8 protein-coding genes are annotated in these 11,382 nt (G+C 63.9%); 2 read left to right on the top strand and 6 right to left on the bottom strand.

The window, feature by feature from the left end; translation table 11 throughout:
- The first annotated feature begins 97 nt into the window (after positions 1–97).
- Together HMCN_RS0109625 and HMCN_RS0109620 are read left to right on the top strand one after the other, a co-directional pair.
- A complete protein-coding gene (locus HMCN_RS0109625; RefSeq protein WP_025917190.1) occupies positions 98–841 on the top strand; it encodes a 1-acyl-sn-glycerol-3-phosphate acyltransferase in 744 nt (247 codons plus the stop codon).
- 41 nt (positions 842–882) lie between these two features.
- On the top strand, positions 883–1,629 hold the full coding sequence (locus HMCN_RS0109620; protein ID WP_238552072.1) for a M48 family metallopeptidase: 747 nt from the start codon (positions 883–885) through the stop codon (positions 1,627–1,629).
- A 123-nt stretch (positions 1,630–1,752) separates the two neighbouring features.
- Here the strand turns inward: HMCN_RS0109620 and HMCN_RS0109615 are convergent, their stop codons facing one another.
- From HMCN_RS0109615 to HMCN_RS0109590, 6 genes are all read right to left on the bottom strand, one after another.
- Positions 1,753–7,152, bottom strand: a complete 5,400-nt coding sequence (locus HMCN_RS0109615) for an Hpt domain-containing protein (protein WP_025917188.1) — start codon at positions 7,150–7,152, stop codon at positions 1,753–1,755.
- Positions 7,153–7,405: 253 nt separating this feature from the next.
- Positions 7,406–9,607 carry a methyl-accepting chemotaxis protein gene (locus HMCN_RS0109610; RefSeq protein WP_025917187.1) on the bottom strand — a complete coding sequence of 734 codons (2,202 nt, stop codon included), beginning with the start codon at positions 9,605–9,607 and terminating at the stop codon, positions 7,406–7,408.
- 64 nt (positions 9,608–9,671) lie between these two features.
- On the bottom strand, positions 9,672–10,265 hold the full coding sequence (locus HMCN_RS0109605; RefSeq protein WP_025917186.1) for a chemotaxis protein CheW: 594 nt from the start codon (positions 10,263–10,265) through the stop codon (positions 9,672–9,674).
- 10 nt (positions 10,266–10,275) lie between these two features.
- The gene (locus tag HMCN_RS17545; RefSeq protein ID WP_035626517.1) at positions 10,276–10,626 is read right to left on the bottom strand and encodes a response regulator transcription factor; all 351 of its coding nucleotides are present in this window, start codon (positions 10,624–10,626) and stop codon (positions 10,276–10,278) included.
- Between the two features lie 18 nt (positions 10,627–10,644).
- Positions 10,645–11,067: a PleD family two-component system response regulator gene (locus HMCN_RS0109595; RefSeq protein ID WP_025917184.1), complete on the bottom strand. Its 423-nt coding sequence runs from the start codon at positions 11,065–11,067 to the stop codon at positions 10,645–10,647.
- A 135-nt stretch (positions 11,068–11,202) separates the two neighbouring features.
- Complete coding sequence (locus HMCN_RS0109590) at positions 11,203–11,355, bottom strand: rubredoxin (protein ID WP_025917183.1); 153 nt, start codon at positions 11,353–11,355, stop codon at positions 11,203–11,205.
- Positions 11,356–11,382 lie beyond the last annotated feature (27 nt).

The following is an 11,382-nucleotide window of genomic DNA, read 5'->3' as shown; positions in this document are numbered from 1 at the left end:
GCCCTCACCCACAACCCCTCTCCCGCGCCCGGAAGAGGGAAACGAAGTGCGTCGCCACGCGACTTCCACGTTAAATCCTTTCCCTTCTGGAGACCCGATGCTACGCAGCACCACCCTGTTCTTGCGCTCGCTGTTTTTTGTAATGGTGCTGCTGCTGGTCACCCCGGTCTGGGCCTGCGTCTGCCTGCTGGCCGCGCCGCTGCCGTATAACCGGCGCTATTACGTCACCTCGCGCTGGAATGTATTCGCGATCTGGCTGGCGAAAGCGGTGTGCGGCATCGATTACCGCTTCAAGGGCTGGGACAACCTGCCGGATGCGCCGGTGATCCTGATGCCGAAGCACCAGTCGGCCTGGGAAACGATTTTCCTGCTGTGCATGATGCCGCGCCCGCTGGTCTTCGTGTTCAAGAAGGAACTGCTGTACGTGCCGTTTTTCGGCTGGGCGCTGGGCTTGTTGCGGATGATCCCGATCGACCGCAGCAGCGGCAAGAATGCCTTCAGGCACATCGTCACCCAGGGCAAAAGGCGTCTGGCCGACGGCCAGTGGATCATCATGTTCCCGGAAGGCACCCGCATCGCGGTCGGCAAGAAGGGGCAGTACAAGAGCGGCGGCACCCGGCTGGCGATCCAGACCAAGGCGCTGGTGGTGCCGATCGCGCTCAATTCCGGCGAATGCTGGCCGAAGAACGCGTTCGTCAAGCAGCCCGGCACCGTCACGGTTTCGATCGGGCCGCCGATTTCGCCCGAGGGCCACACCCCGGACAGCCTGCTGCAACTGGTGGAAAGCTGGATCGAAGCCGAAATGCGGGTGATCTCGCCGGCCGCCTACGCCGGCAAATAACGCCGCCGGATAACTGCGCCACCCCGCTGCAAAACCAGACCGTGCCAAAAACCGTCCCGAGCGTCGTGCGACGCAGCGTCGCGCTCGACGGCGCAGTGCTGGAATATGCATTGCGCCGCTCCCGGCGCCGCTCGATCGGCTTCCTGATCGACGACCGAGGCCTGCGCGTAAGTGCGCCCGACTGGCTGACGCTGGCGGCGATCGAGGATGCGATCCGCAGCAAGCAGGACTGGATCAGAAGCAAACTGCAGCAACGCCGCGAACGCGCGCTGCAGCCCCAGCACCGTCAGCAAGCATGGGGCGACGGCAGCCTGCTGCCTTACCTCGGCGCGCACCTGACGCTGCGGCTCTGGCACACCCGCACCGTGCGCATCGACTTCGATGCGATCAAGGGCGAACTGCACCTGCACCTGCCGGAAGGCAGCAGCCAGCAACAGCTGCAAATCCATCTGCAACGCTGGCTGCAGGCGCAGGCCAGACGGCTGTTCAACCAGCGCCTGCCGCATTACGCGGAAAAGCTCGGCGCCAGCTACCACTCGTTCGCACTCAGCTCGGCCAGAACCCAGTGGGGTTCCTGCACCTCGCAGCGCAAAATCCGCCTCAACTGGCGCCTGATCCACTTTCCGCTGACGCTGATCGATTACGTGGTTGCACACGAACTCGCGCATCTGCGCGAAATGAACCACAGCCCGCGCTTCTGGGCCACGGTGGCGTCGATCTATCCCGAATATGCGGCCGCCAGGCAGCAGTTGCGCGAGCAGGCGCGGGCCTTGCCGCCGCTGCTCTAATCCCGCATAAAATAAAATACTGCGGGTATATCAAAAAACACCATGATTGCCGCATGGATATAGGCGGCATTAAAAAATACATGCCCTTGTATCACGAATGCGCAGAATGGAATACAAACGCCGTCAGCCGGCCGGCGCCGCCGCCTCGATGTGATGCGCAATCGCTTGCAGCAGCGCATCTTCCTGAAACGGTTTGCCGAAGTAGGCGTCAACCCCCAGCTCCATGGCGTAATTGCGGTGCTTGTCGGCGGTGCGCGAGGTAATCATGATGATCGGGATGTGCCGGGTGCGCGCATCGCTGCGCACGTTGCGGGTCAGGTCGAAGCCGTCCATGCGCGGCATTTCGATGTCGACCAGCATCACGTCCGGCGTGATGGCCTGCAGCTGCTGCAGCGCATCGACGCCGTCCCTGGCCAGCGCGACCTGATACCCTTCGCGCGTCAGCAGGCGCTGCATGACCCGGCGCACCGTCAATGAATCGTCGACCACCATCACGCGGCGCTGGGTGCGCAGGCCCGCTACCGGCTGCGCCGCCGGGCTGCCCGGCAGATCGGATGGATCGGACAGCTCGGCCACCGCGCCCAGGCCGTCCGGCGCATCGGATCGCGGCAGGCGCTGGCCGGCCCGCGCCGCATGCAATGCCAGCGCCACCGGATTGAGGATCAGCACGATCTCGCCGCTGCCGAGCACGGTGGCGCCGGCAATCCCGACCAGGCGTGCCAGTTGCGGCCCGATATTCTTGACCACCACTTCGCGGTTGCCAAGCACCTTGTCGACATGGATCGCCACCCGGTCGTTGCCGCTGCGCAGGATGATCACCGGAGAATATTGCTGCGCCAGCGGGATTGCCGCCGCGTCGGCCAACAGGGCCGACAGGTTGTGCAGTTCCACCCGGCTGCCCTGCCAGACTATGCCGGCTTCGTTGTAGGCGCTGGCCAGCGCCTGGCTTTTCAATTGCTGCACTTGCTCGACCAGCGCCGAAGGTACCGCATAGGCTTTGCCGCCGGCCTCCAGCAAAACCACCTGGGTCATCGCCAGCGTCAGCGGCAAACGGATCGTGAAGCAGGCGCCCTGGCCGGCGCTCGAACTGAGCTCGACCCGCCCGCCCAGGGTCGCCACCTCTTCGTGCACCACGTCCATGCCGATGCCGCGCCCGGCCAGCGCGGTGACTTCAGCGGCAGTCGAAAAGCCGGGCTGAAAAATCAGATCCATCGCATCGGCGTCCGACATCGTGCTGCCGTCGGCCAGCAAGCCGGCGCTTCTGGCCTTGTCGCGAATCCGCGCCAGATCGAGTCCCTGGCCGTCGTCGGAAAACCGGATCACCACTTCATTGCCTTCCTGCCGCACCTGCACCAGCAGTTCGCCGGCGTCGTTCTTGCCCAGCGCACGCCGCTGCTGGCGCGATTCGATCCCGTGCGCAATCGCATTGCGCAGCAAGTGCTCGAACGGGGCCGCCATTTTTTCCAGCACGCTGCGGTCGATTTCGACCCCGGCGCCGCTGATTTCAAGATGGACCCGCTTGCCGACTTCCTTGCCGGCCTGGCGCGCGACCTGGTACAAGCGTTCGGAAATGCTGGCAAACGGCACCATGCGCACCCGCATCAAATCCTGCTGCAAGTCGCGCGTCAGGCGCGCCTGGCTGCTCAGGTCGGCGCCGGCCTGCTCCACCGTGCGGCTCAGGCTTTGCTGCACGCTGGCGACGTCGCCCACGCTCTCGGCCATCATCCGGGTCAGTTCCTGCAAACGCGTGAAACGGTCGAATTCGAGCGGATCGAATTCGCGCTGGCCGGATTGCGGCATCAGCGACATGATCTGCGATTCGGCCTGCATCTCGACCTCACGCAACTGGCTGCGCAAGCGGCTGACGTTTTCGGTCAATTCGGACAATGCGCCGCGCAGGGTGCCGACTTCGTTTTCCAGCCGCGAGCGCGAGATCGACATTTCGCCGGCCTGGTTGACCAGGCGGTCGATGATGTCGGCACGCACCCGCACCAGCGGCGCCAGCACCGGAGCAGCAAGCGGTGCCGGCACGCCAGGCGCAGCCGGCGCCGGCTGCTGCAATTGCTCGAACAGGCTCAGGCTGTAATCGTGGCTGGCCAGCAGTTCGTCCAGCGCCAGCCCGATCGGCGCTCCGCCCTGCGTCAGTTGGCCGACGCGGGTTTCGATCTCGTGCATATGCTGCCCCAACGCCATCGCGCCGGCCATGCGCGCACTGCCCTTGACGGTATGCAGCGCCCGCAGCAATGCTTGCGGCAACCCGGCATCGGCAGGCGCTTGCTGCCAGGCGCGCAGCAGGCGGCCGATTTCCGGCAGCACATCGCGCCCCTCCTCGATGAATACCGGCAACAGATCGGCGTCGAGCGCATCCTGGACCGGCAGCGCAGCAGCGCTGGCAGGGCAGGCATTGGCGTCGTCCGGTGGCGCGCCGGCAACTGCCGGCAAGACCTGCTCTTCCGGCAACGCTGCCGGCAGCGCGACCTCGGCTTCCGCGCGGCCGGCCGCCGGCGCGCGCCGCTGCCGCAGCAGGCGATGCAGGCTTTCCAGCAGCCGTATCTGCGCCAGCGGCAGCGGCGGCATCTCGCCCAGCGCGAAGGTCTGCAGCATCGACTTGCAATGGGCCAGGTATTGATCGATGGCATCGAACTCTTCGGCCTCCAGCAGCGCCGGTTGCCGCGCCAGCTGCTGCAGCAGCTTCTCCAGTGCCCGCGCCAGATCGTGCAATCCCTTGAAGCCGACCGTGGCCGAACTGCCGCACAGCGAATGCGCGGCATTGAGCGCTTCCGGACTGACCGCGCGCTGCGCTTCATGCCGCCATTCGGAAAAATCGTTCGACAGCAGGCGCACGATTTGGTCGGCCTCCGCCAGATAAATATTGTGCAACGGCACGCTGACTTCGACCTCGCCGATTCTCTTGACGCTGTCGTCCGGCCGCTCAGGCGGCGCAGCGCTGGCCGGGAACTCGATCACGCTGGAAGTCGGGGCCGCCCCGGGCAGCGGGCCGGCATCCGATGCAAACGGCATTGCGGCGTCCGGCGCCGCGCTAACCGGCAATGCCAGCGCCTGGCCGTCCTTCACGCGTTCGGCCGCCTGCACCAGCGCATCGGCGCTGCGCCCGGATTGCCCGTGCAACCTGATTTCGGCCACCCACGGCTGCATCTGCTGCAGCGCCAGATCCAGCAGCGCGTACAGATCGTCGCTGGCGCTGCGCGCCTCCGACAGCCAGAGATTCATCACCTGCTCGATGCTCCAGGCGGCAGCGCCGAACACGCTCAAGCCGACCATGCGGCCGCTGCCCTTGAGCGTGTGAAAGGAACGGCGCAAGCTGGCCAGATGCTCCTGGCTATGGCGGTCCTGGCGCGACTGCGACAGAATCTGCGCCACAAAAGCCAGCACTTCCTGCGCTTCAGTGATGAAAATCTCCAGCAATTCGGCATCAACCGCGCCGTCGCTGGCCACCGCCGCGGCTGGAGCGACCTGAGCGACGGCGGCCGCGCTGGCAATCCCTTCCAGCGCCTGCGGCGTGACGACGAAACCGGGCTGCGTCAGCTGCTCGATGGCGGCGTCGATGCGCTGCATCAGCGCACCGTCATCGAGCAGGGCGGCATCCGACCGCACACTGTGCAGCGCGCTCGCAAGCCGTTGCCGCAATCCGCTGTCGAACGGCGCCGCCAGCAGCGCGTCGGCCAGCTCGGCGGCCTGCTGCCGGTGCCGCGCCAGATCCTGCTCCACGGTGGCGCTGCGCTGCCCATCGGCAGGCATCGGCCCGGCAGCGGCTGGCCCGGTTTTCTCGAGCAGGTTCGCATGGAAAATGCCCTCCTGCGGATTGAAGACGAAGCGGCTGCGCGCGGCCTGCGGATTGGCCGCCAGCATTTCCAGGAAAAATCCCAGCGCGCCGACGTTTTGCGCCACCTCCCGGTACGCTTGCAGGTGGTCCGGCGCGTCCGGCCGGACGGCGGCAAAACCATGCACCGCAGCCTGGACATGCTCGACTGCGCGCATCGCATCGTTCTGCTCCAGCAGCGCCAGCGCACCGGCAATCTGGTGCAGCGCCGGCGCCAGCTTCGGCAGCAATTCCTGCCTGGCCGGATTGGAAAAGTATTCCTCCAGCGATTTTTCGACCTGCCGCAGATTGGCTTGCATTTCAGTCGCCAGCACGCTCAGGGCCTGCCTTTGCCGGGCTTGCTCGGACAACTCGTCCAGCCATTGCGCGGACGGGCCCGGCGCCTCTCCGGCGACAACCGAAACCAGGCGGCCGGACAGCGCATCGGCACGCTCGGAAAAATCGGCGCCCAGATGGCTGATGTTATCCAGCGCATATTCGACAAACAGCAGGCCGGTCGCCATCTCCAGGCAGATCCGCTGCTCCGGGCTGGAATGCGCGGCATGGCGGGCGATGCCGTTGAGTTCGCGCAATAATTTGGCGAGCGAAGGCGAATTCAGTTTTTCACTGGCTGCCGCCAGCGTTTGCATTTCGCGCTCGAAGGATGCGGCAACACTGGCATCGCCGCCGGCAATCCGGCTCCACAGGCTTTTCGCCTGTCCCAGCCCTTCCTTCGCGCTGCGCAATGCTGCGCCGTCGATCCGGCCGTAACGCCGTACTTCGTAATCGGCCGGAACCGCCGCCTCGATCCGGTGCGCCGCGCGTATCAACCGAACTGCGGCGGAAGGCTGCTCGATCTGCGCGATGAAGAACAGGGCGTCGCGCAACAGGCTCTCGGAAATGCTACCGGAACCCTGGGCCAGGCGCCGGATCTGCAGGTTGAGCAAGGCAAATGCTTGCTTGACGAGCCGTCCGCTGGCAATCTGCCTGGCACATACGGCTTCGGCAAAACCGTGCATCACCCACCAGAATCTGCGTGCTGGCGGTTCGGTTTGGGCCTGCTCTATTTCTGCGATGACTGCCCGCATGGCCGCTGCGGCGCCGGCTTCGGGCGCCGGCTCGCTATTTTTCAGGAATGGCAGCAAGGCCATTTCGAACCGCTGACGCAAGGCCGGATACGACACCGGCTGCGGCGCCTGGCCCGGATCGGCGACAGGCAATTCGAACGGCTGCGCCAGCTGCGGAAAGAACAGGTCGGCCGGATGGATGCGCTTCGCACCCTGCGCCTCCAGGATCGCCTTGTGATACGGGTACAGGCGTACCGCCTGCTGCCGCGTCCCCGACAGCAGATGCTCCAGGTACTCCAGCAAAGCCTGATACGCGTCAGCAACGATGCCGGCATGGCTTGGCGTCAAGCCGATCTCGGCCGCCGCCAGGCGCTCCAGCAATTGCTCGATCGCTTCGGTGACGATCGGCACCCCATCCAGATCGACCATTTGCAGCGCGCCGTGGGCCTGATGCAAATGGGCCTTGGCATGGCGCAGCGCGGTCGCTCTGGAATCGGCGTCCTGCGCCACCGCGTCCAGCAGCGCCAGTTCGGATCGTCCCAGCGCATCGCGGACTTCTCCCATGACCCAGGACAAGGGGCCGGTATCGGCCTGGTCCCGACCATCGTTCGGGTGCGCGGAAAAAGGGATGCTCATGCTTGTCTCGCCAGGATGAAGCCGGGCACCGCCCGGCGCAAAGAAATGAATGACTGAATAACGGATGGTGCGCATGGCCCACGCAAGGCACGGGCCGCTTGCAGCGCCCTCAGGCCGCCCTGAATTTTGCAGAAAATAAGGAGTATTTGCATTTTCATCGCATTTTACGCATATTTTAATTGCGGATATAAAATATACTCATATATGTACATGGAATGCGCCAAATCCCTGCTGCAGCGCCGGCAGGCCGGAATCAGGCCAGAATGCGAAAGCGCGACACTGAATTCCTGAGTTCTTCCGCCAGCAGCGACAGTTGCTGGATCGATTGCGCGGTCTGCTGCGTGCCGCCCTTGGTCTGCTCGGTCACCGCCAGGATGTGCCCGATGGTTTGCGCCACGCCGCCGGCCGAGGTCGCCTGCTGCTGGGTTTCGTTCGAAATGCCCTGGATCAGCTCGGCCAGCCGGTTCGAAACGCGGCTGATGTCGGCCAGCGCGGTGCCGGCGGCGTCCGACAGCCTGGCGCCTTCGACCACGCCCTGGGTCGATTTCTCCATCGCCGCGACGGCGTCGAAGGTATCGGTCTGAATCGTGCGCACCAGCGCGCCGATCTGCTTGGTGGCTGCGCCGGAACGCTCGGCCAGGCGCTGCACCTCTTCCGCCACCACCGAGAAGCCGCGCCCGGCCTCGCCGGCCGAGGCCGCCTGGATCGCCGCGTTCAAGGCCAGCACGTTGGTCTGTTCGGTGATGTCGGAAATCAGTTCGGTGATTTCGCCGATCTCTTGCGAGGATTCGCCGAGGCGCTTGATGCGCTTGGAGGTTTCCTGAATCTGCTCGCGGATCTCGGTCATGCCCCTGATCGCGTTTGCCACCGCGCGCGCGCCCTGCTCGGCCGCCGACACCGATTGCCGCGCCACCTCGGCCGACTGGCTGGCCGAGCGCGACACGTCGGTAATCTGCTGCGCCATCTGCAGCACCGACTGGCCGGCATTGTCAATTTCGCGCGATTGCTGCTGCGACACCACCAGCAGGTCGGCCGACACGCTTTGCGCCTGGTTCGAGGCCGAGGTCACCTGGGCTGCGGTATCGGTTACCCGGCCGACCAGCAGGCGCAACTCCTCCACCGTGTAATTGACCGAGTCGGCAATCGCGCCGGTGATGTCTTCCGACACCGTGGCCTGCACCGTCAGGTCGCCGTCGGCGACTTCCTGCAATTCATTCATCAAACGCAAAATGGCGGCCTGATTCTGGTCGTTGGCGCTTTTCGCCCGCTCCTCCTGGCTCTGCGCCAGACGCTGCTGCCGTTCCGCTTCCAGGCGGCGCGCTTCCGCTTCGCGGGCACGGCTGCGGCTATCCTGCAGCAATAGCAAGGCAATCCCGGCCGCCGCCAGCAAGGCCAGAAAAGCACTCGAGAGCAACAGCCAGAACGGCCAGCCCCAGTCGTACTGCTGGGCCCGGAAGGTGGCTTGCAAACTGCCGATGCGCTGCTTCAGGGCTTCATTGTTATTGAACAGCCATTGCTCAGCCTGTTTGGCGGCAATGAAATTCTGCACATTGCCGAGGATCGAAGCGACCGATTGCTGATATTCGGCAAAGGTCTTTTGCAGTTCGCTCAGCTTTGCGCGTATTTTGGGATTCCTCTCGGCCGTCACCTTAAGCAAATCGCTGCCGTTCAGAAAGCCGTCGACGATGTCGCGGAAGGTCTTGGCGTCTTTTCCCAGCAAAAGAGCGGTTTCCGGATTGACGCCCTCGGAAGTCAGGAATTCGCCGGCGCTGCGCCTCAGGCGCTCGGTCAGCATCATCAATTGGCCGCTGATCAGGACTTCGCGCGGGGCGGCGCCGGATTGCACCTTCAGCGCAGAAATTTGCTCGGCCAGTTCCAGCAGCGCCGGCGACAGGCTGTTCAGGTTTTCCAGGGTAGCGCCGAAACCGGTCAGTTCTTTCTTCAGCTTCAGGATGGCGCCGGCATCCCGCTCCGAATTGGCCCACATTTTCTGGCTTTCCCGGATGCCGGGCACAACACTTCGATCCGGCGGATCGATTGCCGCGCCCAGGTAATTGCCGCCGGCCGCCAGCAATTGCAAATCCCGGCTGAGTTCGCGCCGGCTGTCTTCCAGTTGCTTGAACGCCTCCCGATTGCCCTGGATCGCGTTCGGCGCGGCCTTGCCGATACGCTGCGAGTGCATCAGCGCATCGCCGGCGACCTGGGTCCGGGTTGCGCTTTGGGCCCAGCCATGCATGCTGTACCAGACAAAGATTGCGCTCGACAGCAGCGCCGCGCCCATCAGAATCAGCAGCAGGCGGATCTGCCTTTGCAGCGGCAGATGGCCGATCAGCGGCAGCCCGCCGCTGGCCGGCGCCTGCGCTCCGGCAGTGGTCGATGTACCAGCAAGCACAGCGCCCTGCTGCGGATTCTCTTCCTTCTTTCCCGCAGCAAGGAACGGGGGTATGAACGCCATCAAGAACTCTCCTATTGCCAATGAAGGCACGAGCGGCAGCTGCGGCAACACCTGCGCCGGCCGCTCATGAACCTATGTGTAAAAAGCGCGGATCCTGCACCAGCGCCGCCAGATCGATCTGCGTCCAGGGCCGCGACTGCGCATCCCGGCAATGCCGCATGGCCCAAGGCCAGGCCGCCATCCCGGCGGCCGGATCGGGTCCGGCTGCGGCATCGTGCGTCATCTGCTGCGGATTGCGCAAACCCAGCACGCGCGGCACCAGCAAGCCGCCAGGCAAAGCCAGTGCGCGGGCAAAAACGATAATCCGGCATTCCGCATCGATTGCGGTGCCGGCGCAGCCCAGAAAGCGGGCAAAATCGACCACCCCGACCAGATTGCCGCGGATGCTCGACAGGCCGAGATACCAGTCTTGCGTCAGCGGAACCTTGGTGATCGGGCGCACCGGCATGATTTCACTGATCTGCTGCAAATCGAACAGGCAGCGCGCATCCCCTGCCATCGCGCCCAGTCGGCTGACACTGTTTTCGGTACTGTTTTGCGCGGCTTGCACCCGCTGCGCCAGCTGCGCCTGAAATTCATGCAAGCGGATGCGGCGCGCACGCGGTTCCGGCTGGCCGGCGGATCCATCCTGCCGGCGATTGGTCGGGGGTTGGTTCATGGGAGCGGGGTTAGCCGAGCGCGGCAATCTTGGACAACAGCGCCTGCGCATCGATCGGCTTGACCAGATAGTCGCGCGCGCCTTGCCGCAAACCCCAGATGCGGTCGGTCTCCTGGTCCTTGCTGGTGCAGATGATGATCGGAATATCCCGGGTTTCCGGATCGCGGGCAATCGCGCGGGTCACCTGGAAGCCGTTTTTCCCGGGCATCACCACGTCCATCAGAATCAATTGCGGCTTGTCGGCCTTGATCTGCAATAACGCATCTTCGCCATTGTCTGCGCTGGATACCGAAAATCCGTTCCTGGCCAGCAGGTCGGTGAGGAAATAGCGCTCGGTTGCCGAGTCGTCGACAATCAGGATTTTTTGTTATCGTCATTTTTACGTTCCCTGCTTCGAAAGTGGCTGAGCTGCGGTTTGCGGCGCATGCTCGCGCACCGTTTTTAACAAGCTGTCCTTGGTAAACGGCTTGGTCAGATATTCGGAAGAGCCGACCATCGCTCCCCGCGCACGGTCGAACAAGCCATCCTTCGACGACAGCATGACAACCGGAGTGGCATGGAATTTGGCGCTTTTCTTGATCAGCGCGCAGGTTTGGTAGCCGTCCAGCCGGGGCATCAGGATGTCGCAAAAAATCAGCGCCGGCTGGTGATCGTTGACTTTCGCCAGCGCATCGAAACCATCCTCGGCCAGGATCACCTGATAGCCGGCCTGCCCCAGGAATATCTCGGCGGAGCGGCGGATGGTGCTGCTGTCATCGATCACCATGATTTTCAGATTGCCACCCTGTAACGTCATTGCCATGATGCGACCCCATCCTGCAGTTAAGAAATCCTGCCTCACTGTAACAAAAAAGAAGATGCTTTCAAACAATACTTGCCGAGCTGCAGATTTGCGATATTGATTTGCCAACGGACATTATTCAGACGGCAACAGCGCTTAAAGCGCGACCATTTCGAAGTCTTCCTTGCGCGCCCCGCATTCCGGGCAGGTCCAGTTCATCGGGATGTCTTCCCAGCGCGTGCCGGGGGCGATGCCGTCCTCCGGCAGGCCTTGCGCTTCGTCATAGACCCAGCCGCAAATCAGGCACATCCAGGTCTTGAATTGTTCTTTGTTGCT

Origin of the sequence: Herminiimonas sp. CN (assembly GCF_000622895.1) — a bacterium.
Classification (GTDB): Bacteria; Pseudomonadota; Gammaproteobacteria; order Burkholderiales; family Burkholderiaceae_D; genus AVCC01.
The sequence above is the reverse complement of the archived record's forward strand: the minus strand, read 5'-3'. Positions and strand labels throughout refer to the sequence as shown.

What these genes read in the sequence shown, in the direction of transcription:
- HMCN_RS0109625 (WP_025917190.1), top strand. Translation starts at nt 98, where the DNA reads ATGCTACGCAGCACCACCCTGTTCTTGCGCTCGCTGTTTTTTGTAATG.
- HMCN_RS0109615 (WP_025917188.1), bottom strand. Translation starts at nt 7,152, where the DNA reads ATGAGCATCCCTTTTTCCGCGCACCCGAACGATGGTCGGGACCAGGCC.
- HMCN_RS0109610 (WP_025917187.1), bottom strand. Translation starts at nt 9,607, where the DNA reads ATGGCGTTCATACCCCCGTTCCTTGCTGCGGGAAAGAAGGAAGAGAAT.
- HMCN_RS0109605 (WP_025917186.1), bottom strand. Translation starts at nt 10,265, where the DNA reads ATGAACCAACCCCCGACCAATCGCCGGCAGGATGGATCCGCCGGCCAG.
- HMCN_RS0109595 (WP_025917184.1), bottom strand. Translation starts at nt 11,067, where the DNA reads ATGGCAATGACGTTACAGGGTGGCAATCTGAAAATCATGGTGATCGAT.
- HMCN_RS0109590 (WP_025917183.1), bottom strand. Translation starts at nt 11,355, where the DNA reads ATGTGCCTGATTTGCGGCTGGGTCTATGACGAAGCGCAAGGCCTGCCG.